The 23,697-nt window shown below is 56.8% G+C and carries 27 protein-coding genes; 8 read left to right on the top strand and 19 right to left on the bottom strand.

The genetic code is table 11. The annotated features are described in order from the left end of the window. Positions 1-44 precede the first annotated feature (44 nt). The 4 genes from aroK to hemB are packed head-to-tail and all read left to right on the top strand — an operon-like array spanning position 45 to position 4,993. Entirely contained in the window at positions 45-584 is a 540-nt protein-coding gene (gene aroK / locus M6F29_RS00085; RefSeq protein WP_298156356.1) for a shikimate kinase AroK, read from the top strand. Beyond that, positions 565-1,662, top strand: a complete 1,098-nt coding sequence (gene aroB / locus M6F29_RS00090) for a 3-dehydroquinate synthase (protein WP_521401704.1) — start codon at positions 565-567, stop codon at positions 1,660-1,662. Before aroK ends, aroB begins: the two co-directional genes overlap by 20 nt. A gap of 58 nt (positions 1,663-1,720) precedes the next feature. Continuing rightward, positions 1,721-3,976 carry a penicillin-binding protein 1A gene (locus M6F29_RS00095; protein ID WP_298156358.1) on the top strand — a complete coding sequence of 752 codons (2,256 nt, stop codon included), beginning with the start codon at positions 1,721-1,723 and terminating at the stop codon, positions 3,974-3,976. A gap of 12 nt (positions 3,977-3,988) precedes the next feature. Continuing rightward, positions 3,989-4,993 carry a porphobilinogen synthase gene (hemB, locus tag M6F29_RS00100; RefSeq protein ID WP_297477545.1) on the top strand — a complete coding sequence of 335 codons (1,005 nt, stop codon included), beginning with the start codon at positions 3,989-3,991 and terminating at the stop codon, positions 4,991-4,993. On the opposite strand, the gene yihA is transcribed toward hemB, so the two are convergent. Genes yihA through thiD form a run of 4 tightly spaced genes read right to left on the bottom strand, consistent with a single transcriptional unit; the run spans position 4,977 to position 8,405 of the window. Then, entirely contained in the window at positions 4,977-5,633 is a 657-nt protein-coding gene (gene yihA, locus M6F29_RS00105) for a ribosome biogenesis GTP-binding protein YihA/YsxC (protein WP_298156361.1), read from the bottom strand. The two genes, hemB and yihA, sit on opposite strands and share 17 nt — an antisense overlap. Beyond that, the gene (hemL, locus tag M6F29_RS00110; RefSeq protein ID WP_298156364.1) at positions 5,630-6,910 is read right to left on the bottom strand and encodes a glutamate-1-semialdehyde 2,1-aminomutase; all 1,281 of its coding nucleotides are present in this window, start codon (positions 6,908-6,910) and stop codon (positions 5,630-5,632) included. The genes yihA and hemL overlap by 4 nt, the downstream gene beginning before the upstream one ends. 60 nt (positions 6,911-6,970) lie before the next feature. After that, positions 6,971-7,588, bottom strand: a complete 618-nt coding sequence (locus M6F29_RS00115; protein ID WP_298156366.1) for a thiamine phosphate synthase — start codon at positions 7,586-7,588, stop codon at positions 6,971-6,973. Continuing rightward, on the bottom strand, positions 7,578-8,405 hold the full coding sequence (thiD, locus tag M6F29_RS00120) for a bifunctional hydroxymethylpyrimidine kinase/phosphomethylpyrimidine kinase (protein WP_298156369.1): 828 nt from the start codon (positions 8,403-8,405) through the stop codon (positions 7,578-7,580). The genes M6F29_RS00115 and thiD overlap by 11 nt, the downstream gene beginning before the upstream one ends. 107 nt (positions 8,406-8,512) lie before the next feature. Between thiD and M6F29_RS00125 the strand changes: the two genes are divergently transcribed. The 4 genes from M6F29_RS00125 to M6F29_RS00140 all read left to right on the top strand — a co-directional run bounded on the left by M6F29_RS00125 (position 8,513) and on the right by M6F29_RS00140 (position 11,926). Beyond that, on the top strand, positions 8,513-8,695 hold the full coding sequence (locus M6F29_RS00125) for a rubredoxin (protein WP_297457330.1): 183 nt from the start codon (positions 8,513-8,515) through the stop codon (positions 8,693-8,695). Positions 8,696-8,698: 3 nt separating this feature from the next. Then, on the top strand, positions 8,699-10,483 hold the full coding sequence (gene argS / locus M6F29_RS00130) for an arginine--tRNA ligase (protein ID WP_298156372.1): 1,785 nt from the start codon (positions 8,699-8,701) through the stop codon (positions 10,481-10,483). A 69-nt stretch (positions 10,484-10,552) separates the two neighbouring features. Next, positions 10,553-11,251, top strand: a complete 699-nt coding sequence (locus tag M6F29_RS00135) for an SPOR domain-containing protein (protein WP_298156375.1) — start codon at positions 10,553-10,555, stop codon at positions 11,249-11,251. Positions 11,252-11,275: 24 nt separating this feature from the next. Continuing rightward, the gene (locus tag M6F29_RS00140; RefSeq protein WP_297477559.1) at positions 11,276-11,926 is read left to right on the top strand and encodes a thiol:disulfide interchange protein DsbA/DsbL; all 651 of its coding nucleotides are present in this window, start codon (positions 11,276-11,278) and stop codon (positions 11,924-11,926) included. Positions 11,927-11,936: 10 nt separating this feature from the next. Here the strand turns inward: M6F29_RS00140 and glmU are convergent, their stop codons facing one another. The 15 genes from glmU to M6F29_RS12210 all read right to left on the bottom strand — a co-directional run. Beyond that, on the bottom strand, positions 11,937-13,313 hold the full coding sequence (gene glmU / locus M6F29_RS00145; protein ID WP_298156634.1) for a bifunctional UDP-N-acetylglucosamine diphosphorylase/glucosamine-1-phosphate N-acetyltransferase GlmU: 1,377 nt from the start codon (positions 13,311-13,313) through the stop codon (positions 11,937-11,939). Then, positions 13,310-13,735 (bottom strand): F0F1 ATP synthase subunit epsilon, encoded by a 426-nt coding sequence (locus tag M6F29_RS00150; RefSeq protein WP_298156379.1) that lies wholly within the window; start codon positions 13,733-13,735, stop codon positions 13,310-13,312. The genes glmU and M6F29_RS00150 overlap by 4 nt, the downstream gene beginning before the upstream one ends. Before the next feature lie 12 nt (positions 13,736-13,747). Then, a complete protein-coding gene (atpD, locus tag M6F29_RS00155) occupies positions 13,748-15,127 on the bottom strand; it encodes a F0F1 ATP synthase subunit beta (protein WP_297457345.1) in 1,380 nt (459 codons plus the stop codon). Between the two features lie 38 nt (positions 15,128-15,165). Beyond that, positions 15,166-16,041, bottom strand: a complete 876-nt coding sequence (atpG, locus tag M6F29_RS00160) for a F0F1 ATP synthase subunit gamma (protein ID WP_297457348.1) — start codon at positions 16,039-16,041, stop codon at positions 15,166-15,168. 22 nt (positions 16,042-16,063) lie between these two features. Beyond that, a complete protein-coding gene (gene atpA, locus M6F29_RS00165; RefSeq protein WP_297477563.1) occupies positions 16,064-17,605 on the bottom strand; it encodes a F0F1 ATP synthase subunit alpha in 1,542 nt (513 codons plus the stop codon). 49 nt (positions 17,606-17,654) lie between these two features. Then, entirely contained in the window at positions 17,655-18,191 is a 537-nt protein-coding gene (locus M6F29_RS00170; RefSeq protein ID WP_297457354.1) for a F0F1 ATP synthase subunit delta, read from the bottom strand. 10 nt (positions 18,192-18,201) lie between these two features. Beyond that, positions 18,202-18,672, bottom strand: a complete 471-nt coding sequence (locus tag M6F29_RS00175; protein ID WP_297457359.1) for a F0F1 ATP synthase subunit B — start codon at positions 18,670-18,672, stop codon at positions 18,202-18,204. A 27-nt stretch (positions 18,673-18,699) separates the two neighbouring features. Further along, positions 18,700-18,966, bottom strand: coding sequence for a F0F1 ATP synthase subunit C (gene atpE, locus M6F29_RS00180; RefSeq protein WP_031596762.1), 267 nt, complete (start codon positions 18,964-18,966; stop codon positions 18,700-18,702). Between the two features lie 59 nt (positions 18,967-19,025). After that, entirely contained in the window at positions 19,026-19,796 is a 771-nt protein-coding gene (gene atpB, locus M6F29_RS00185; RefSeq protein ID WP_298156384.1) for a F0F1 ATP synthase subunit A, read from the bottom strand. Positions 19,797-19,818: 22 nt separating this feature from the next. Beyond that, complete coding sequence (locus tag M6F29_RS00190; RefSeq protein WP_297457365.1) at positions 19,819-20,175, bottom strand: ATP synthase subunit I; 357 nt, start codon at positions 20,173-20,175, stop codon at positions 19,819-19,821. Positions 20,176-20,275: 100 nt separating this feature from the next. Next, positions 20,276-21,130: a hypothetical protein gene (locus M6F29_RS00195; protein WP_298156386.1), complete on the bottom strand. Its 855-nt coding sequence runs from the start codon at positions 21,128-21,130 to the stop codon at positions 20,276-20,278. 141 nt (positions 21,131-21,271) lie between these two features. Beyond that, positions 21,272-22,147, bottom strand: a complete 876-nt coding sequence (locus M6F29_RS00200) for a ParB/RepB/Spo0J family partition protein (protein ID WP_298156388.1) — start codon at positions 22,145-22,147, stop codon at positions 21,272-21,274. Positions 22,148-22,163: 16 nt separating this feature from the next. Continuing rightward, positions 22,164-22,961: a ParA family protein gene (locus M6F29_RS00205; RefSeq protein WP_298156391.1), complete on the bottom strand. Its 798-nt coding sequence runs from the start codon at positions 22,959-22,961 to the stop codon at positions 22,164-22,166. Beyond that, entirely contained in the window at positions 22,961-23,611 is a 651-nt protein-coding gene (rsmG, locus tag M6F29_RS00210; RefSeq protein WP_298156394.1) for a 16S rRNA (guanine(527)-N(7))-methyltransferase RsmG, read from the bottom strand. Before rsmG ends, M6F29_RS00205 begins: the two co-directional genes overlap by 1 nt. Next, on the bottom strand, positions 23,604-23,697 hold a 94-nt coding region (locus M6F29_RS12210; RefSeq protein WP_524537694.1), incomplete at its 5' end, for a tRNA modifying enzyme MnmG family protein. The genes M6F29_RS12210 and rsmG, both read right to left, overlap by 8 nt.

Here is a 23,697-nt window from a genome sequence, read left to right on the forward strand (position 1 = left end):
GCGGCACACGCCTTTCACACCCAAAGCTGGGCTACAATGACGGGATGAATAAATCGTGCAACATCTTTCTGGTGGGTTTGATGGGCGCAGGCAAGACCACCATCGGCCGCTTACTGGCCCGCCATCGTCACCTGGAGTTCGTGGATTCCGACCAGGAAATCGAAGTTCGTACGGGCGTGCGCATCAGCACCATTTTCGAACTCGAGGGAGAATCAGGCTTCCGTGCCCGCGAGGAAGCCATTCTGGGCGAGTTGGTCCAACGCCGGGGAATCGTGCTGGCCACTGGTGGGGGGGCCATTTTAAGTCCCCTGACCCGTCAACGTCTGCGCCAGCAGGGGGTCGTGGTTTATCTGCGCGGCAGCGTGGACCAACTCTGGCATCGCACCCGCCATGATCGCCATCGTCCCCTCCTGAGAACGGAAGATCCCAAAGCCCGCCTGCAGGAACTGTTTGAAACCCGCGACCCCCTCTATCGGGAAATCGCTCACCTGATCGTGGATACCGCCCAGCAAAGTCCACAACGTCTCATCTGTCAACTGGAACTGGAACTCGATACCCATGTCCTTGCACACCCTCCTTGTTGAAGTCTCTCCCCCCTACCCGATCCAGGTAGGGCCTGGATCATTGCGTCGCGGCGACCTCATTGCCCCCCATCTGGCGGGCACCACCTCTGCGATCGTGACCAATACCACCGTGGCGCCCCTGTATCTGGAGTGCCTCACGCACACGCTCACCAGCGAGGGACAACGGGTCATTCCCATCCTGCTCCCCGATGGGGAGTCCTACAAAACGCGCAGCAGTTTCAACCACATTCACGATGTACTGCTGGAACACCGCGCGGATAGAAAAACCACGGTCATTGCACTGGGTGGGGGAGTGGTCGGTGACCTGGCCGGTTATGCGGCAGCCACCTATCTGCGGGGCGTTCCGCTGATCCAGGTCCCCACGACCCTGCTGTCTCAGGTGGATTCTTCCGTGGGCGGAAAAACCGGCATCAACCACCCTCTGGGCAAGAACATGATCGGCGCATTTCATCAACCCCGCCTGGTGCTGGCCGATACCACAACCCTCGATACCCTGCCTCAGCGAGAATTTCTGGCGGGTCTGGCAGAAGTCATCAAATATGGCCTGATCCGCGACCTTCCCTTTCTGGAATGGCTGGAAATCCATCTGGATGCCTTGCTGCAGCGTGATCCGGAGATCCTGGCCCAGGCCATTCTGACGTCCTGCCGCAACAAGTCCGCCCTCGTGGCTGCAGACCCCCTGGAACAGACCGGGCTGCGCGCCTTGCTCAACCTGGGTCACACCTTCGGGCATGCCATCGAAACGGGTCTGGGCTATGGAAACTGGTTGCATGGCGAAGCCGTGGCCGTCGGCTCCCTGCTGGCCGCTGACCTGTCCGAACGACTGGGCTGGCTCGATGCCCGGGATCTGGAACGGATGGTGACCCTCTTCGAACGGGCCGGTCTGCCAACCCAGGCTCCCGACCTGGGGTTTCAACGCTATCTGGACCTCATGGCCGGAGATAAAAAGGTGGAGGCAGGATCCCTGCGTTTCGTACTTCTCCGCGCGCTGGGCCAGGCCTGCCTGACTTCCGTGAGCCGCCGGGATCTGCTTGAAGCCGTCCTGACCGCAGGGCAAGGACGTTTCATCGCCCCCTGAAAGACGCTTCCCTCCAGACTCAGTATAATTTCTTCCAATTTCCGACAGTGGTGCCACATTGCCCAAACTTCTTCTCTACCCCCTGATTTTTCTGGTCACTCTCGGCACTGTAGCGGTGGGCATCGTGGTCATGACCCTGGCCCTGCTGTACCCGAAACTGCCCAGTCTGGATGCAGTCACCGACTATCGCCCCAAGTTGCCACTCCGGGTCTACACCACGGACCATCAATTGATCGGCGAATTTGGGGAAGAGCGGCGCGCCATGCTCAAATTGGCCGAAGTGCCTCTCAACATGCGCCATGCCATACTGGCAGCCGAAGATGACCGCTTTTACCAGCATGGTGCCGTGGATTTCCAGGGGGTTCTGCGGGCTATGCTGGCCGATGTGTTTTCCCACTCGGCCAAGGAAGGCGCCAGCACCATCACCATGCAGGTGGCACGTAATTTCTTCCTGACCAATGAACGCACACTGACCCGCAAGTTATCCGAGGTTCTGCTGTCTTACAAGATCGAAAGCAACCTGACCAAGGACCAGATCCTCGAACTCTACATCAACCAGATCTATCTCGGGCAACGGGCCTACGGCTTTGGCGCCGCTGCCGTCGTGTATTACGGCAAACCCCTGTCGCAACTCAGCGTTGCGGAAATGGCCATGCTGGCCGGACTGCCCAAAGCCCCCTCGCGCTACAACCCCATCATCAACCCACAACGGGCAGCGCTGCGCCAACAGTACGTGCTGCGCCGCATGCACGACCTGAAGTACCTCAGCGATGCCGACTATACCCTGGCCCTGCACAAGCCGGGACACGCCTCGGCCTATCATGCCAATGCCCTGACCCGCGCCGACTATGTCGCTGAAATGGTCCGTCAGTACATGGTTCAAACCTACGGAGAGGGGGTCTATTCCTCCGGCTACAGCGTCATTACCACCCTCCTCAAGCCTGATCAGGATGCCGCATTCCGGGCGGTACGCGAAGGCGTCCTGGCCTACGATCAGCGGCATGGCTATCGCGGCCCCGAAGCCACCCTGGATCTGCCCAGCAGCGGGGCCACCATCGCCGATTTCGAAGAGTCGCTGGGGGATCTGGAAATCACCAACGAACTGTACCCCGCCGTAGTCGAATCTGCCTCAGAAAAAGAAGTGAGTGCTTACATAAAGAACGTGGGGCCGGTGATCCTCAAGGACGGCGCCCTGACCTTCGCACGCGCCAGTCTGAACCCGAAAACGAGTGCCGATCGTCGAATCCGGCGCGGTTCCCTGATTCGCGTCATGAGGAATGACAAATCCGGCTGGGTCATCGTTCAGTATCCCAAGGCAGAGGCTGCGCTGGTTTCTCTCGATACGCACAATGGAGCCATCCGTGCCCTGGTCGGCGGCTTTGACTTTAATCGCACCAAATACAATCACGTCATCCAGGCCTACCGTCAACCCGGTTCCAGTTTCAAACCCTTTATCTACTCGGCGGCCCTGGAAAAGGGATTCACCCCCTTCACCCTGGTCGACGACAGTCCCATCGTCATCCATGATCCCAACGAAAACGGCGGGGAAACCTGGGAACCCCATAACTACGAGAATGAATATCTGGGTCCGATTCGCCTGCGCGTCGGACTGGCCGAATCCAAAAACATGGTTGCCATTCGCGTGTTGAAAGCCATCGGCCCCGGTTATGCCCAGGCCTATGTCAAGCGATTCGGGTTTGAAGCCAATCGCCAACCCGCCTATCTCAGCATGGCCCTCGGTGCCGGCGCGGCGACCCCCCTGCAAATGGCCACGGCCTATGCCGTCTTTGCCAATGGCGGGTTTCGGGTCAAACCCTATTTCATCGACCAAATCCTGGACAGCAACGGAAAACCCCTTGGCCGAACTCAACCCATTCTGGCCGGGGAAGGCGCCGAACAGGTGATCGACCCGCGCAATGCCTTCGTCATGACCAGCATGATGAAGGACGTCATTCGCATGGGCACGGCCACCCGGGCGTTGAGCCTGGGGCGTCAGGATCTGGCGGGCAAGACCGGCACCACCAACGATCACGTCGATGCCTGGTTCTGTGGCTTCCAACCCAGTTTGGTGGCCGTGGCCTGGGTCGGCTTCGACAAACCGGCTTCCCTGGGACCCCAGGAAACCGGCGCCCAGGCCGCCTTGCCGATCTGGATGGACTACATGGGAACGGCGTTGAAGAACGTTCCGGAAAGTGAAGCCATCATGCCCCCGGGCCTCGAAATGGTTGCCATCGACCCCAAGACCGGGCAACCCAGTACCGCACCGGACCACATCGATGATTATACCTATGCCGCTGCCGCACAAAACAACTGAGGGACGACTGTCATGGAAACATTGAGTTCTTTTCCTGCCCGACGGATGCGCCGCAACCGTCGGGATGATTTTTCCCGCCGCCTGGTTCAGGAGCACCAACTCCATGCGGCCGACTTGATTTACCCGGTTTTTGTGCAGGAGGGCACCCACGAGGTGACCCCCATTGCCTCCCTGCCGGGCATCGCCCGCCAGGCCATCGAACCGCTGCTGCATACGGCCGAACGCTGCCTCGAGTTGGGGATCCCCGCGCTGGCCCTGTTTCCGGTGATTCCCCAGGCATGCAAGTCGCTCGATGCGGCAGAAGCCTGGAACCCCGACGGTCTCCTCCCGCGCACCGTCCAGGCCCTCAAACGACGCTTTCCCGAACTGGGCCTGATCACCGATGTCGCCCTAGACCCCTATACGTCGCACGGACAGGACGGTCTGATCGACGAGTCCGGCTATGTGCTCAACGATGAAACCCTGGCGGCGCTGGCCCGTCAAGCCGTGGTGGAGGCCCAGGCTGGCGCGGATGTGGTGGCGCCTTCCGACATGATGGATGGCCGCATCGGTGTCGTGCGTCGCGAACTGGACCGGGCAGGCAAAATCCATACCCGCATCCTGGCCTATTCCGCCAAATACGCCTCCTCATTTTACGGCCCATTCCGGGATGCCGTCGGCTCGGGTCAATCTTTGGGCAAGGGCAGCAAGGAGACGTACCAGATGGACCCGGCCAACAGCGATGAAGCCCTCTGGGAAGTGGGACTCGACCTGGCCGAAGGCGCCGATATGATCATGATCAAACCCGGGATGCCCTATCTGGATATCGTTCGACGCATCAAGGATCAGTTCAAGGCACCAACCTTCGTCTATCAGGTGAGTGGGGAGTATGCCATGCTGCAGGGAGCCATCCAGGCCGGATGGCTGGATGAAAAGTGCTTGTGGGAAAGTCTGCTGTCTTTCAAACGTGCCGGCGCCGATGGTATTTTGACCTACTTTGCCCTGCGTGCTGGCGAGTGGCTCAAAACTCGGCGCTGATGGCCTGAGTCGGTCGTTCTTCCCTGAAAAGTTCTCCCACGGCTTGTCGGGCAGGTTCCAGACCTTCCCGATCCAGGCTGGAGAAAGGAATGACCGTCATCGTCGCCCCCCGCTCCGCCAGCGCCTGGCGCACCGAACGCACCGTCTGCGCCCGCGCACTCCGTCCCAGTTTGTCCGCTTTGGTCAACAGCACGATGACCGGTTTCTGGCGCGGCAGAAACCATTCCAGCAACTGTTCATCGAGCACCGTCAGCGGATGACGGATATCCATGAGCAGGACCAACCCTTTCAATGCCTCACGACTCGCCAGATAATCCGCCAGCAGCCGTTGCCAATGCAGTTTCACGGCCTTGGGAACTTCAGCATAGCCGTAGCCGGGCAAATCCACCAGAAACCCCTCTTCGCCCACGCTGAAATAATTGATGTGCTGGGTACGGCCAGGCGTCTTGCTGGAATAAGCCAGACGGTTGCGCTGGGTGAGCACATTGATGGCACTGGATTTGCCCGCATTGGACCGGCCGGCAAAGGCGACCTCGATCCCCCGGTCCGGGGGCAAACCGGTATAGGAATCCACCGTGATATGAAATTGTGCGCGTTGAAAAAATGCTTCCCAGTTGGTTTTTTCGATGGGAATATTCATCTCAGTTGTTTGAACACCCGTTCTGCAGCGCTGAGCGTATGATCCAGTTCCACACTGGTATGAACCGTGGAGACGAAACCCGCCTCGAAAGCCGATGGCGCAAAGTAGATCCCTTCCTCGAGCATCCCCTGAAAGAACGCATTGAAAGTAAACCGATCCGATTCCATCACCTCGGTCAGCGTATTGGGCAACCTTTCACGGAAATACAGCCCAAACATTCCCCCCAGGGAACAGGTGGACATGGCATATCCTGCATTGCGCCCCATTTCCACAATGCCCTCCGTCAACGTTCGGGTCATTTCGCCCAAACGTTCATACAGTCCATCGACCGTGGCCAGTTGAAGGTTCACCAGGCCCGCCGTCACGGCCACCGGATTGCCGGACAAAGTCCCTGCCTGATACACCGGTCCAATGGGGGCCAGATATTCCATGATGTCACGTCGTCCCCCAAAGGCAGCCAGGGGCATTCCTCCCCCGATCACCTTGCCCAGGGTCGTCAGGTCAGGACGAATGCCATACAGGGACTGGGCCCCGCCCAGGGCCACCCGGAACCCCGTCATCACCTCATCAAAAATCAGAACGCTGCCATGGGCCGTCGTCAATTCGCGCAACTTCGAGAGAAACCCGGGGCGAGGCAACACCATGTTCATGTTGCCTGCCACGGGTTCAACGATGACGGCAGCAATCTGGTTGCCTCGGGTGGAAAATAATTCTTCCAGTTGTCCCATGTGGTTATATTCGAGGACCATGGTTTGAGCGGCCACTTCAGAAGGCACGCCCCCGGAATCGGGCTGGCCAAAGGTCAACGCCCCTGAACCCGCCTTGACCAGCAAGGCATCCCCATGCCCGTGATAACACCCCTCAAATTTAACGATGAGGTTGCGACCGGTAAACCCGCGCGCCAGACGAATGGCGCTCATGGTGGCCTCCGTCCCCGAACTGGTCAGTCGGACCATTTCCAGGGAGGGAAGGAGTTGTGTCAGTTTTTCGGCAAAATCCACTTCCAGTTCCGTGGGTGCCCCAAAACTCAAACCCCGTTCGACACTGGCCTGCACCGCCTGGATGATGGAAGGGTGGGCATGCCCGTGCAGAAGCGGTCCCCAGGAACACACGTAATCGATATATTCCTTGCCTTCCACGTCCCAGACGCGGGGACCTTTCCCGCGCGTCAGAAAACGCGGGGTACCCCCCACGCTACGGAAAGCCCGCACCGGAGAATTGACCCCCCCGGGGATGATTTTCCGGGCACGTTCGAACAACTCCTGATTGGTCGTCATGAAAATTCCAAATCCTAAGTCAGTGGTCAGACGCCATTATACGCGCCCAGCCCATCCAGATCATTCAAAATTCGCGGCATATTCCCGCGCCCGCGCCATGATATCTGGTGCATCGAACAATCCACTCAGAACCGCCACGGCATCGGCACCTGCCGCGCGCAGTCCGGCGACCCGATCAGGCGTGATTCCGCCGATCGCGACGATGGGAACGTGAAGTCGGGCACGGCTGGCACGCAGAATCTCCAGGGTGACGGGCGCAGCCTCCGGCTTGGTCGGCGAGGGAAAGAAGCGGCCCAGGGCGACATAGGCGGCGCCTGCGGCTTCTGCCGCCTGCGCCCGATCCAGATCTGCATAGCATGAAACGCCCAATAACCCCCTGCGGGCCAATCGAGGCCATTCTTCCGGACGCGCGTCTTCCCGTCCGACGTGCACGCCCCCCGCCCACGCCGGATAACCGCCATCATTGAGAATCAAAGGTGCGCCAAACTCGTCACAGAGTGCGTGCAACTGGCGCAGTTGCACCTGGCGCAAGGAAACCTCGAGAGATTTGACACGGTACTGCAGGACAGACATCCCGCCCAGAAAAGCCAATCTGACCCTTCTGAGCAGATCGGCGGTGTCGGTCAACTCCGGGGTAATGCCGTAGAGGCCCCGAATTCCAGCGGATTCAATGGACATCGTTGCGCGGTTCCTCACGCGCCCAGAAAAGACGGTCAGGAACGATCTGTCCCATGCCAAGACGATAACCTTCTTTCAAGGTTTGCCAGGTATAGTCCTGTGCTTCCGCCACTGCTTCCGGAATGGGCAGCCCCTGCGCCAGACTGGCGGCAATGGCGCTGCTCAGGGTACATCCGGAGCCGTGGTAACTGCCCGGAAGTCGTTCCCAGCGATCGGAACGGATGACCCCCTCCCGGCCATACAACGTATTGACCACCTGTACGCCCGGTGCGTGGGTCCCCGTCACCAGAACGAATTCGCAACCGCTTTCCAGTACTTCCATGGCGGCACGGGCATAATCCGGACGTTCCTCTTCCGGCGCCTCGTCATAGGCCAGACGCATCAATTCCAGGATATTCGGGGTCACCAGGGAGGTCTGAGGCAAAATCAGATCGCGCAACGCTTCGAGCATTTCCTCGCTGGCCAGTTCGTCACCCCTTCCACTGGTCAGCACCGGATCGAGGATCAGGGGCACCTCGGGATAATCGGCCACGATTTCAGCGATCGCAGCAATGATTTCCACACTGCCCAGGACGCCCAATTTGAAGACGGCCACAGGAACGTCTTCCAGGATGCAGCGCGCCTGGTCCACCACCCACTCCGCATCCATCGCCAATACGTCCTCGACCCCCGTCGTATCCTGAACCGTGATTCCGGTCACGACCGACAGGGGATGGCATCCCATACTGGCAAGAGTCAGCAGGTCTGCTTGCAATCCCGCCCCTCCACTGGGGTCCGTGGCTGCAAACACCAATACGGCAGGGGGGGCAGGCATCATGGATGGTTGCTCTCGAGGGTGGATAAGTTTTATCATGGCGGGGGATCGGCAGAATTAGCCAATTCCGCCGATCATCGCTATTATATTCTAACGTATTCGAGACATTCATGGATTCCGAACAAGGTTATAAAACCTGGCTGTGCCTGATTTGCGGCTATATTTACGACGAAGAGTTGGGTGCCCCCGAGGAAGGCATCGCTCCTGGGACCCGCTGGGCAGATGTCCCCATGAACTGGGTCTGTCCGGAGTGCGGGGCACGCAAAGAAGATTTTGAATTGATTGAAATTTGAGTCATGTCGCCCAGTTCCGTGACGACTCCCGAAGAGTCCCTTGAAACCCGCCTCTGCGCCCTCCTCACCACAGCGGTCCAGAAAATTTCTCCCTCTTCCATGCTTCACCCGGCTCTGGAACGACCCCGTCAGAGCGCGCATGGGGATTTTGCCTCTCCCATCGCCCTGCAACTTGCCAAGGGGTTGCGTCGTTCTCCTCGGGAAGTCGCAACGCAACTGATCGAAGCGCTGCCCTCTTCCACACTCGTCGAACGCGTGGAATTGGCGGGACCCGGCTTCATCAACATTTTTCTGACGGCACAGGCGCGCCAGGAAGTCGTGCATGAAATCCTGCGCCGCGGCTCCCTTTTTGGCTCGTCACAAAAGGGAGCAGGGCGGCGCGTGCAGGTGGAATTCGTCTCCAGCAACCCGACCGGCCCACTCCACGTCGGCCACGGTCGCGGGGCCGCCTATGGCGCTTCGGTGGCCAATCTGTTGGGCAAGGCGGGGTACCAGGTGCATCGGGAATACTACGTCAACGATGCCGGCCGTCAAATGGATATCCTGACCGTCTCCACCTGGTTGCGTGCCCTCCAGCAATCCGGCAAATTGAAGTCCCTGCCCTTTCCCGGCAACGGATATCAGGGTGACTATGTGGAGACCATGGCACGGGAGGCTGCGCAACGGTTTTCCGATCTGGTCATCTGCGAAGAACCCCTGTTGTCCGCCCTGGGTCTTCCCCAAACTAACGACCTGATCGCCTTTCCGACCGAGCAGGAAGAACTTCACATGGATGCCCTGATTGCTGCGGCAAAGGAACTTCTGGGACCAACGTACCGGGCCCTGCACCGTTTCGTGCTGACCGAACAACTGGCCGACTGTCGTCAGGACCTCGAAGAGTTCGGGGTCGTCTTCGATGAGTGGTTTTCCGAGCAATCTCTCTTTGATTCCGGGGCCGTGGCCCTGGTCGTGTCCCGTCTGGAAGAGGCCGGGTACCTCTATACAGAAAAGGGCGCGCGCTGGTTTCGCTCTTCGGCCTTTGGTGATGAGAAGGATCGGGTCGTTCAGCGGGAGAACGGGCTCTACACTTACTTTGCTTCAGACATTGCCTATCACGTCGACAAGTTTGAACGGGGTTACGATCTGATCGTGGATATCTGGGGTGCCGACCACCACGGTTACATTCCCCGGGTCCGGGCAGCCCTGAAGGCTCTGGGGTACGATGACTCTCGTCTCTCCGTGCCCCTGGTTCAATTCGTCAGCCTGTTTCGCCAGGGCGAAAAAGCCCAAATGTCCACCCGCAAGGGACAATTCATCACGCTCCGCGAATTGCGCACCGAAGTGGGTCGGGATGCTGCCCGTTTATTTTACATCCTGCGCAAATCAGACCAGCATCTGGATTTCGATCTGGATCTGGCGACTTCCCAGTCCCAGGACAACCCGGTGTATTACATCCAGTATGCCCATGCCCGCATCCAGAGGGTTCTGGAGCGCTGGGGCGGCGATCCCGCCCAACTGGAAAACAGTGCACTGCACCCCTTGATCCATGAAGAAGAAACGCGCATTCTGCAAATCCTGTACGCTTATCCTGCCCTGTTGGAACAAGCCGCCGGTGACTTTGCACCCCACCTCGTTGCCTTTTATTTGCGGGATCTTTCTGCAGAGTTCCATGCCTACTACAATCGGGTTCCTTTTCTGGAAGGGGAATCCATTCAGGTACAGGCCCGCATGGCCCTGCTGAGCGCCATTGGCACCGTGTTGCGGGATGGTTTGAGCCTGTTGGGCGTCTCTGCGCCGGATCGGATGTGAAGTCCTGCTTTTCATTACATGGATTCTGCTATCATCCTTTCAGGCAGAAATCCCTATGTGGAGTGTCTTGTGACCGAGAAATCTAACAAGAAACCCGAAAAAAAACCAGGCAGTTCCTTTTTTGTCGGGAGCATGGCAGGACTGGCGGGCGGTGTGCTGCTGGCCGCAGGAGTGGCCCTGTACATCAGTCATCTCGCTTCGCCGATCACGACCCGTAATGTCCCCCCCCACCCGACGGCCACACCCGAGAAACTTTCCGGGTCGGATCTCGCCAAGCGGGGGATGCTGACCCCCTCACAAGTGACCGGGGAGAGTGAAGCCGGTGCGCCCACCACGCCGGGTTCACCCGTATCTGCCGCTTCTGCGCCCACCCCAGCCGCGGAGGAGGGTACCCCTCCTGCCCCGCTCGACGCCGGCGGAAATACCCCAACGGCCGCTGGCCTTTCTTCGCCAGCCCCTTCCCTGCCTTCGTCCTTGAACGACGAATTGCAACATCCTGTGACGGTTCGCTACTTTGTCCAGACCGGTGCCTTCGGTCAATCTTCCGAAGCAGAAAACCAGCGGGCCAACCTGGCCTTGTTGGGCATCGACAGCACGGTCGTACCCAGCCAGGTCGATGGAAAACCCCTCTACTACCGCGTGAGAATTGGCCCCTTCTCTTCCGTGGACGAGGTCCGCACCCTGGTCAAATCTCTCAAGGATAACGGGGTTCCCGCCCAGGTCTTGCGCGAAACCACCACCAGTCACAGTTCCTTGATCCCCCATTAGGCTTTCCTTCAGGAGTTTTTTCCCATGCGCTTGCCCTCCTCCCGTCGTCGTTTTCTGACCTGCACTGGTGCTCTTCTCTGGGCCGGTTCCATGCCGGATAAACTTCTGGCCGCCACTGCGGGACAGGATTATCAAGTCATTGCCCAAACGCCCCTGCCCGGGCCCTCGGTGGAGGTATTGGAATTTTTCTCCTATGCCTGTCCCCACTGCGCCCACCTTGCTCCCCTGCTCGAACCCTGGTCACGAAAACTCCCGGCTGGCGTGATCTATCGTCGTGTCCCCGTCACCTTCGGACACGCTCAGTGGTCCGTACTGGCGCGTGCCTACTACGCCCTGGAAGCCCTTCATGAAGCCGATCGCCTTCAGGAAAAGGTGTTTACCGCGCTGCACGAGCAACAGATCAACCTGTTCTCCGAGGACGAACTCTTCGATTGGGTCCAGAAACAGGGGGTCGATCGCAATAAATTCATTGCGCTCTACCGTTCCTTTGCCATCCAGTCCAAGGTTCAGCAGGGCGATCAACAGGCCATGGGTTATGGCGTGGACGGTGTCCCTACCCTCATCGTCGATGGCATGTACACCACCTCACCCGCCCAGGCCGGGAGTAACGCAGCCCTCTTTCCGGTACTGAATGAATTGATTACCCGGGAACTCGCCCTCAAGAAACGACGCTGAACACGCCCCTTTACTTTTTGAGCGGGCGTTTCCAGTGAGGAATGGTTTGTTGCCTGCTGCGTGAAAGCGTCAGCTGGGCCGCGGGGGCCGTCCTGACGATCGTGGATCCGGCACCGATGGTTGCCCCTGATTCCACCGTGACAGGAGCCACGAGTTGCGTATCAGAACCGATGAATACGTCATCGCCAATCTGGGTCCGGTGTTTGTTGACCCCATCATAATTACAGGTAATCGTCCCGGCCCCGACATTGACCCGAGCGCCGATGGAACTGTCCCCCAGATACGTCAGATGATTGGCCTTGGTTGCCTGGTCAATGGTGCAGTTCTTGACTTCCACAAAGTTGCCCAGATGGACGGCCTGTTGCGTGATCGTTCCGGGGCGAATGCGTGCGTAGGGGCCCACACGGTTATCTGAACCCAACCGGGCACCCTCGATGTGGGTATAGGCATGCACGACCGTCCCCGCGCCGATTCTGCAATTCCTGAGAACGCAATAGGGTCCGATGCTGACCCCCTCCTCCAGCGTGACGTCCCCTTCCAGAATGACCCCCACGTCGAGCATGACATCCCGACCGCAGGTAACCGTCCCCCGCACCGTCAAGCGCTCGGGATCGGCAAGGGTCACCCCGCGGCAGAGAAGACTTTCGGCCTGCTGTCGTTGCCAGATGGCCTCGAGCTGGGCCAGTTGGCGTTTGTCGTTGACACCCAGGGCTTCCCAGTGGTGGGCGGGTTGAACCGCACGAACCGCAACCCCGTCTGCCACCGCGCTGGCGACAATATCCGTCAGGTAGTATTCACCCTGGGCATTGGCACAGGTCAGTCGTTCCAGCCATTTGGAAAGATGCACGGCGGGCATGGCCATGATCCCGGTATTGACTTCCTGAATCTGTTTTTCCTGGGGCGAGGCATCCTTTTCTTCGCGAATGCCCACCACTCGCCGCTGCTCATCCCTCAAAATACGACCGTATCCCCAGGGCTCGGGAATCTGTTGGGTCAGCAGGACCAGCGCATCCCGCGCCGGTTGGATCAGTTGCCCGAGGGTGTGGGTTTGTAGCAGGGGAACATCCCCGTACAGGACCAGGACGATGCCCTGAGCAGACAGATGAGGCAAAGCCTGGGCGAGAGCATGGCCGGTGCCTTTTTGTTCTGCCTGGTGAGCCCAGGTCAGTTTCCGACCTTCAAAACAGGCCTGTACGGCTTCTCCGCCATGCCCATAGACGACGATGACCTTATCCGGGTCGAGGGGTTGGGCCGCCTGAAGAACGTGTTCGAGTAAGGGTTTTGCCGCGAGGGGTTGCAGGACCTTGGGCAAAGCGGAATTCATCCGTTTGCCCTGGCCTGCCGCCAGAACAACGACGTAAAGCGGAGTGGTGTGCGCGTTGTTCAGTGACGATCCTTATGCAAACGTTGGATGGCGGTCAATTGCGCCAAGGCGCTGGCCAATTCGGCAGAGGCACGGGCATAATCCACATCGCTGGACTTGTTTTGCAACGCTTCTTCTGCATTACGTTTCGCCTCCAACGCCTTGGCTTCATCCAGATCATGAGCGCGAATGGCAGTGTCTGCCAATACCGTCACGCTGTCCGGTTGCACTTCCAGAATTCCACCGGCCACGAAAATGGTTTCATCCTCGTCTTTTCCTGCCACCCGGACCCTGACCGTCCCCGGTTTGATACGAGTAATCAATGGCGTATGGCGCGGGTAAATGCCCAACTCCCCGGCTTCTCCGGGAAGCACCACAAACTCTGCCTCCCCGGAGAATAATTCAGCTTCTGCGCTGACGACATCCACATGGATGACATTGGCCATAATGATTTCCTCTTATTGCATCGACTTGGCTTTCTCGATGGCTTCGTCGATGCCGCCCACCATATAGAAGGCCTGTTCGGGCAAATTGTCGTAATCCCCGTTGACGATCCCCTTGAAACCCTTGATGGTTTCTGCCAGGGACACATATTTGCCCGGTGCACCGGTAAAGACTTCAGCCACATGGAAGGGTTGCGAAAGGAAGCGTTGAATCTTGCGCGCCCGTGCCACCACCAACTTGTCCTCCGGAGACAATTCATCCATTCCCAGAATGGCAATGATGTCACGCAATTCCTTGTAACGTTGCAGGGTCGATTGAACCGAGCGGGCAACGTTGTAATGCTCTTCACCCACCACCAGGGGATCCAGTTGGCGAGAAGTGGAATCCAGCGGATCCACGGCCGGATAGATCCCCAGGGAAGCGATATCCCGTGACAGAACCACGGTGGAATCCAGATGCAGAAAGGTCGTTGCGGGCGATGGGTCCGTCAAGTCATCGGCAGGCACATACACGGCTTGCACCGAGGTGATGGAACCCGTCTTGGTCGAGGTGATCCGTTCCTGCAGCCGTCCCATTTCTTCCGCCAGCGTGGGTTGGTAACCCACCGCTGAGGGCATCCGACCCAACAGGGCGGACACTTCCGTCCCCGCCAGGGTAAAGCGGTAGATATTGTCCACGAACAGCAGGACATCCCGTCCTTCATCCCGGAAGTATTCCGCCATCGTCAGACCCGTCAGTGCAACGCGCAAACGGTTGCCCGGCGGCTCGTTCATCTGGCCATACACCAGGGCGACCTTGTCGAGAACGTTGGAATCCTTCATTTCATGGTAGAAATCGTTCCCTTCCCGGGTCCGCTCTCCCACGCCGGCGAAGACCGAATAGCCGCCGTGTGCCTTGGCAATATTGTTGATCAACTCCATCATGTTCACGGTTTTACCGACACCGGCACCACCGAACAAACCGACCTTTCCGCCTTTGGCAAAGGGACAGATCAGGTCGATCACCTTGATCCCGGTCTCCAGCAACTCCTGGCTTGGCGACAATTCTTCATAACTGGGTGCCTTCCGGTGAATGGACGCGGTCGTTTCTGCTTCCACAGGACCGGCTTCATCGATGGGGCGACCCAATACGTCCATGATCCGACCCAGGGTTTTGGGTCCAACCGGCACCGAGATCGGTTTGCCCGTATTGCTGACCACCATGCCCCGACGCAAACCATCGGAAGAACCCAGTGCAATGGTCCGGACAACGCCATCGCCGAGTTGCTGTTGGACTTCCAGCGTCAACTCGCTTCCTTCCATGGTAAGCGCATGATAGATGCCGGGCATTTGGTCGCGGGGGAATTCGACATCGATCACCGCCCCGATACACTGGACAATTTTTCCTTGGTTCATTTGCGAGTCCTAATGATGAGTACTATGAATTAATAGGGTCAAACGGCAGCCGCGCCACCGACGATTTCCGACAGTTCCTTGGTAATGGCGGCCTGACGGGACTTGTTATAAATCAATTGCAATTCACTGATGACCGTGCCGGCATTGTCGGAAGCCGCCTTCATCGCCACCATCCGGGCACTTTGCTCGGAGGCAATATTCTCGGCCACGGCCTGGTAGACCAAAGCTTCCACATAGCGCATGAGCAACTCATCGATCACCGAGCGAGGGTCGGGTTCATAGAGATAGTCCCAGGCCGCCGCCTCCTGACGCGTTTCGTCGCCAATCCTTTCCTGCGGCAAGGGCAAAATCCGTTCCACGATGGTCTGCTGTTTCATGGTATTGACGAAACGATTGTAGGCCAGATAGACCGCATCCACTTCGCCCGCCACATACTGATCCAGGATCACCTTGAGCGGTCCGACCAATCTTTCCAGATGGGGCTTGTCCCCCAACTGAACGGCTTGAGCGACGACCGGCACGGAAATCCGGTTCAGGAAACCCAACCCTTTGTTGCCCAGGGTCACCGCACGAATTTTTGCGCCTTGCTGTTCCCACTGTTTCATGGAATGAATCAGATGGCGAAAAAGATTGGAATTCAATCCGCCGCAGAGCCCCTTGTCTGAGGTCACCAGGACGACACCCACGTTTTTGGTCTGTTCCCGGGTCACCAGGAAGGGATGTTTGTATTCGGCATGGGCCTGCGCCAGATGAGAAGCCACCTTGCGGATTTTTTCGCCGTAGGGGCGAGCTGCCCGCATGCGCTCCTGTGCCTTGCGCATTTTGCTGGCAGCCACCATTTCCATGGCCTTGGTGATCTTGCGCGTATTTTGTACGCTTTTGATCTTTATCCGGATTTCCTTTGATCCCGCCATGATTCAGTGCTCCTCGTCCCGCTCAATACACGCCGGTTTTCTTGAAATCTTCAATGGCAACTTCCAGGGCCTGCTCAGTGTCTTTGTCGAGGTCGTTGGTCGCCGCTATCTTTTCGATGATGGTGGGATACTTGCTCTTCAGGAAAGCGATCAGACCGGCTTCAAAAGCCAGTGCGCGTTTGACTTCCACCGTATCAAAATGCCCCTTGTTGACCGTGTGCAGGGTGATGGCCATTTCAGCCACCGACAAGGTTGCATACTGAGACTGTTTCATCAGTTCCGTCACCATGCGTCCCCGTTCGAGTTGCTTGCGGGTCGTGTCATCCAGGTCGGAAGCAAACTGAGCGAAGGCAGCAAGTTCCCGATACTGGGCCAATGCCAGACGAATCCCGCCGCCCAGTTTCTTGATCACCTTGGTCTGTGCGGCACCGCCCACCCGAGACACGGAAATCCCGGCATTGATGGCGGGACGAATCCCGGCATTGAACAAATCCGTTTCCAGGAAGATCTGACCATCGGTGATGGAAATCACGTTGGTCGGGACGAAGGCGGTCACGTCTCCCGCCTGGGTTTCAATGATCGGCAGAGCGGTCAGCGAACCGGTCTTGCCCTTGACTTCGCCCTTGGTCATCCGTTCCACATAGTCCGGATTGACCCGTGCCGCCCGTTCCAGCAATCGGGAGTGCAGGTAAAAGACGTCCCCGGGATAAGCCTCGCGACCCGGTGGCCGGCGCAACAACAGGGAAATTTGGCGGTAAGCCCAGGCCTGTTTGGTCAGGTCATCGTAAATGATCAGCGCATCTTCACCGCGATCGCGGAAATATTCGCCCATGGCGCACCCGGAATACGGCGCGATGAACTGCATGGCTGCCGACTCTGACGCCGTCGCCGCCACCACGATGGTGTATGCCATTGCACCGTGCTCTTCCAGTTTGCGCACCACATTGACCACCGATGAGGCTTTCTGCCCTATCGCCACATAAATGCAGGTCATGTTCTGACCTTTTTGATTGATGATGGTGTCGATGGCCACGGCTGTTTTTCCGGTTTGCCGGTCACCGATGATCAATTCCCGCTGTCCGCGACCCACGGGAACCATGGAATCGATGGATTTCAATCCGGTTTGTACAGGTTGCGTCACTGATTGACGCTCGATGACACCCGGCGCAATTTTTTCAATGGGAGAAGTGGCCTTGGCATCGATCGCCCCTTTTCCATCGATCGGTTTGCCCAGGGCATCCACCACCCGGCCAATCAACTCGGGGCCAACGGGAACTTCCAGAATTCGCCCGGTACAGGTGACGGTATCGCCTTCGCTGATGTGCGCGTACTCGCCCAGAATGACCGCCCCCACAGAATCTCGCTCCAGGTTCAGGGCAAGACCATAGGTATTTTGCGGAAAGGCCAACATTTCCCCTTGCATCACATCATTCAGACCATGGATCCGAACGATTCCGTCCGTGACAGATACGACCGTGCCCTGTGTATGGGCTTCGGCTGTGATGGGAAGATTCTGGATCTTCGCCTTGATCAATTCGCTGATTTCGGATGGATTCAACTGCATGCTCTCGATCTCCTGATGGGAATGCCGCACCTGCGGCACCCTTCTTAACTTAATGTTTTAGGGCTACCGCCATCTGTTCCAGACGGGCGCGCACCGAACCATCGATCACTCGGTCACCGATGGCAATAGAGATTCCTCCCAGAAGGGCAGAATCCACGACCACATGCACTCTGACCTGCTTGCCAAGGCGCCGCTCGAGGTGTTTCATCAGTTGCTGTACCTGACTCTCGCTCAACGGATAGGCGGAAGTGATCTGGGCATCCAGTATCCCTTCGTGCTCGTGACGCAAGCCTTCATATTGCCGGGTAATGGCAGGCAAAGCCCCCAATCGGTGATTTTCAGCCAGGGTAGCCACCAGATTTTGAGTTTCACTATCCAGCGGTGTCTCGCTCAGACCAAGAATGAAATGGACCAACTGCTCCCGAGTCAGGCGCGGATTGCTGATCACCCCCGCAACCTGTTCATTCTCGACCAGCGAGGTCAACCAGGCCAGATGCTCGCTCCATCGAGCGGCTTGACCGGTTTCCTGAGCGCGACGAAACAGAGCTTCTGCGTAGGGTCGTGCGATGGTGGTAATTTCAGCCATGGCCCATCCCTTACAGTTCAGCCTGGATGGCGGTCAACAAGTCGGCGTGGGCCTGTGCGTTGATTTCGCGCCGCAGAATTTTTTCTGCGCCAGACACTGCGAGGTCGGCGACCCGATCACGCAACGAATCCCGTGCCCGCATCACTTCCTGTTCCATTTCTGCCTGCGCCTGAGCCTTGACACGATTTGCCTCAACCACTGCCGCATCGTGCGCCTGTTGCACGATGGTCTGTGCCTGCTTCTCCGACAACGCAATGATCTCGGCAGCCCTGGCCTTTGCCTCGTTCAATGCTTCCTGAGAACGAAGTTCCGCCTTGGCATAATCCTGTCTTCCACGCTCTGCGGCTTCCAGACCGTCCGAGATCCTCTTGGATCGCTCATCCAGTGCGGCCACGACCGGCGGCCACACGAACTTCATCGTGAACCAGATCAATATGGCAAATGTGATGGCCTGACCAAACAATGTGGCATTAATGTTCATGCCTGTACTCCCTTTGAATTGTCCGAATTAACCTTTCAACATCGGAACAAAGGGGTTGGCGAAAAGCAGGAACAGGCCGATACCCACACCGATCATGGTCACGGCATCCAGCAAGCCAGCCACGATGAACATCTTGACCTGCAGGGTTGGAATCATTTCTGGCTGACGAGCGGCCCCTTCCAGAAAACGTCCGCCCAGAATACCGAATCCAATAGCGGTTCCCAGTGCACCACAGCCAATCAGAATGGATACTGCGATAGCGGTGCTGCCGAGCAGGGATGCGAGGTGTTCCATGTTATCTCCTTGAATGAATCTACTTAAATGACTGCAGTGAATAAAAAGGTACGACCAAATCAGTGACTTTCATGCGCCATGCTCAGGTAAATGATGGTCAGGATCATGAAAATAAAAGCCTGTAACGTAATGATCAGAAGATGGAAAATGGCCCAGGGCGCGCCCAGCAACCATTGCAGGTAGGCAGGCAGGAGCGCGATCAGGATGAACACCATCTCGCCGGCATACATGTTTCCAAACAACCGCAAAGCCAGGGATACGGGCTTGGCCAGATCTTCGATAAGCCGAAACAGGAGATTGAAGGGGGCCATTTTGGCGCCAAAGGGAACGGTCAATACTTCATGCATGAACCCGCTGAACTTCTTGACTTTCACGTTGTAGTAAAGAATCAGGAAGAACACGGTGAGGGACATTGCAAACGTCAGGTTGGGGTCCGTGGTCGGAACGACTTTCCAATGTGCTATTCCCACGGAACCCATCAACAGGGGAACCAGATCCACCGGCAGTAGATCCAAGGCGTTGAGACTGAAAACCCAAACAAAGATGGTCAAGGCCAGGGGTCCCACGATTCCGCTCTCGCCATGAAAAGTGTCCCTGACCTGGCTCTGAACCATTTCCAGAACCATCTCCACCGCCGCCTGGGTTCGCCCCGGCACCCCCGAAGTGACCTTGCGGGCGACTGAAGCCATGAACCCGAAGACAATCAATCCGAGCAGTGCCGAAGTGACCAGAGTATCGATATCGATGGACCAGAATCCCGTGCCACCCACCAGATTGGTCAAATGGTGGTGTATGTATTCACTCGAGGAAGGTGCGGCACTTTCGGTCATGACGGTCTGAACACTCTGTAAATTATTTTTCCCACAACAAGGCCGTAAAATAAACGGTCAGTGTGGCCATGTAACCCAGTAAAAACTCAAGCCAGTGCAAAGACGAATAAACCCTGGCGACGACAACCATCAGTATCACGGTTGTCATGAATTTAAAACGTTCCCCCGCGTACTGTGCGTGAACCCATTCCTGAGCCGTTTTTCCTTTCACGAGGGATGCTCGTATGGCATAGGCCAGACTTGCCACCGCACCGATACTGCCTCCCAACCCACCCGAAATGGCCGCTTCACTGCCCCATCCAATCTCGCAACCCACCGCAAAAATCAGAGATACGATGAGTTGTATGAGGATGAACTTACGAATTTTCGGATGTATCATGCGGTTCACGGCAAACAGCGGGATTATAAAGGAACTCTTTGATTAGAGTCAATGTCCGCCTGTTCTACCGGGCCCTTGGGCGACACGGACGAGCACGCAGTCATTTGCCAGGCACGGGTTGTTGGACCGCGGACTGCGTCGGCCTGTTTTTCAGGATTTCCTTCGTCAAATAGGTATTGAGGGACGAGATCAGTTCCTTTTCGGCTTTATGCAAACTGGCCCTCAACTGCACATCCTTGTTCTCCCTCTCATTCTCGCTCATGTTTTTTAACTCATCACTATTGTCTGTGACGAATGAACTGTCTTTCCATAAGGTTTTCTGATCCTTCAACGCAACCAACTCACCCTCCAGGGTCACCGGGGCATACGTTTTTCCTACCAGCCAATCCATACCGCTCCAGGCCAGATACTCCTGTCCATACCCCGCCATTGCCACGGCGAGGCCACTCCAGGTCAGGTACTCACGCCCCAGTTCGCCCACGGTAACCACAATGCCAAGCCACAGGTTATGGGTTGCAGAACTGACGATCACGCCCTGTGCGATTCCCTCAACCAATACGGTGCCGAAGAATATTTTTTTCCAGCGCTCGTTCAGACTCCCGTAACCACTCAGGGTGATGGACAAGGATAATGCATTGGGATTTCCCGGCAAAGTTTTCAGGGCCTTGCAGGACGGCAACTTCTTGATCACCAGACCGGGTGATTTGGTGATGTTCGTATTCAGGTAATCATCAATCCCGACAAGGGATTCTTTTTGGTCTTCTTCAAACTTTTTTTTATTGGCTTCTTTGGAAAGCGCTTTATTCAAGATGCTCATTTGTGCCGTCGATTCGACACAATAGTAGACTAGGGCCGTGTCGTTCTGATTCATGACCAAAGGGTCGTGTACGGAGACCGAGGAGCAGCCCGAAAAAAGCAGGGCAAAGATTGCCATGCCGGTTGATTTTCTGCGCACAATGAATTCCTTCGAATTTATTGATGCCTGTAACCATTTCCGGCATGAAGAGGGAAAACTGAGGCACGAAAGAATCATCACGGCGGAGGGGGCCCCCCATTCCCCCACAGTTCCTCACCCTGTCGCCGGGAGGGAACTGGGCTATTCCTTTTCCAACCCGAAACGCATCAGGATACCTTCCAGTTGCTCCAGATTTGTAAATTTTATCGTCACGCTGCCGTGCCCCTTTGAACCGGCCTTCAACAAGACCTGCGTCCCGAAATGATCCGCCAGGCTTTCTTCCAGTTTGAGAATGTCACGGGACCGCTCCGATACCTTGGGCGCCCTGGGCGCTGAAGTCGGGGTCTGAAGTTTCTTGACGCGCTGTTCCGTCTGTCGCACGGACAATTGTTTGTCCACGACCTCCAGGGCAACTTCTTTTTGCAGCGGCTCCGGTAGAGGAACCATGGCCCGGGCATGGCCCATTTCAATCATCCCTTCCATCAGGAGAGATTGCACGTTTTCGGATAACTGCAATAACCTCAGAAGATTCGTCACCGCACTGCGAGACCGTCCCACCGCCTGGGCTGCGCCTTCATGGGTCATTCCGAACTCGTCAATCAACCGCTCGAGCCCCTGCGCTTCTTCCAGCGGATTGAGATTTTCTCGTTGTATGTTTTCGATCAACCCCACAGCCAGTGCAGTTTCATCCGGGATATCCCGAATCATGACTGGGACTTCGGTCAGACCAGCCATTCGAGAGGCACGCCAGCGTCGTTCACCGGCGATGATTTCGTAGTTCCCGGTGGCGACGGCACGAACAAGAATCGGCTGAAGCAGGCCCTGGGTTTTAATGGACTGCGCCAACTCGTCCAGAGAATTCGCGTCCATCTTTGTTCGAGGCTGGTATTTTCCAGGTTGAAGGTGATTGACCGCCACAAAGGTCAGCCGGTCATTTTTGTTCAGATCCTCGCCCCCATTCCGATCCTCTCCCAGCAAAGCATCGAGCCCACGCCCCAATCCTTTGTTTTTTTTCATCTTTCCCTCTTTTCGCTCATCTGATCGAAGTTGTTTCACGTGGAACAGCGCTCTCAAAACGTTCCATCATCTCTTTGGCAAGCTCCAAATAAGCGATGGCGCCTTTGGAATTGGGATCGTAGTGGAGTGCGGGTTTTCCATGACTGGGTGCCTCCGCCAGTCGGACATTGCGCGGAATGGCCGTACGGTAGATCTTTCCGGCAAAGTGCCTTTCCAATTGAGCAGAAACCTGCTGCGCCAATGCGCTTCTTGGGTCGAGCATGGTTCGTAATAACCCTTCAATGGCGATCCCAGGGTTAAGGTGGGAACGAACCCTTCGAATGGTCTGAAGAAGATCAGTCAATCCTTCAAGCGCGTAGTATTCACATTGCATCGGTATGATCAATCGCCAGGTAGCCGTCAACCCATTGAGAGTTAACAAATTCAGCGCTGGAGGGCAGTCAATCAGGACAACATCATAATTTGAACTGATATCCGTCAAGCTATTTTTTAGACGAAATTCCCTGAACTCCACATCAACCAACTCGATTTCCGCGCCGGCCAATGCACGATTGGCTGGCAGGACATCATAGCCCGCAGTGGGAGAACGATGAATGGCTGAGTCGATGGATCGTTCCTGGGTCAAAACCTGGTAGACCGTGCTTTTTAATAAATTCTTGTCCAGGCCACTGCCCGTCGTGGCATTTCCTTGAGGATCAAGATCGATCAGAAGTACCTTTTGCCCCAGAGCGGTCAAACTGGCGGCAAGATTGACCACTGTAGTGGTTTTACCCACGCCGCCTTTCTGATTGGTGACCGCCAATATCTTTTCCATCAGTTTGAGAGGCGCAGGTGAATCAAATGACGCTCGGCCTTGAGACCCGGTATTTGAATGGGCGTGATGGTGGTGGCTATTTCGGTGGGCAGCCGATTGATTTCATCATAAGGAATGGCCCCTTTCATGGCAATCCACGTCCCCCCTTTCTGAAGTAAATGGCGCGTTGCTCGGACAAATTCAGGGAGGTCTGAAAAAGCACGACAAGTGATGACATTGAATAACTTGGTCGGGGTGCTCTGCTCAACGCGCTCTCCCATGACCTCCAGATGAGACAGGTTTAATTCGATTTTGGCTTGCCTCAGGAAAGCAACTTTCTTTTGATTGGATTCCATCAGGGTAATGGACAAGTCCTGGCGGATCAATGCCACCGGAATTCCGGGAAATCCTCCCCCGGACCCCACATCCAGCAATGAATCCGATTCCTTCAGAAAGGAAACCAGTGACCAACTGTCCATCAAATGAAGGGTCAGCATTCGATCTCTTTGACGAATGGCCGTCAAATTGATGGCGCCATTCCATTTTTCCAGGAGATCCAGGTATTGAATGGCCTGAGCGAGACTTTTTTCAGGCGCGGAAATATTTAATGATTCCAGACCACTACGAAGGACCTGTACTTCTTCAGAGGTAATGTGGTCATATTCAGGCATGATGGGTTCGCTTTACGTGGACCATGAGCAAGGAAATGGCTGCAGGGGTAATCCCGGGTATTCGGCTGGCTTGTCCGAGCGTTGTG

The sequence above is a fragment of the Ferrovum sp. genome, from assembly GCF_027317285.1.
Classification (GTDB): domain Bacteria; phylum Pseudomonadota; class Gammaproteobacteria; order Burkholderiales; family Ferrovaceae; genus Ferrovum.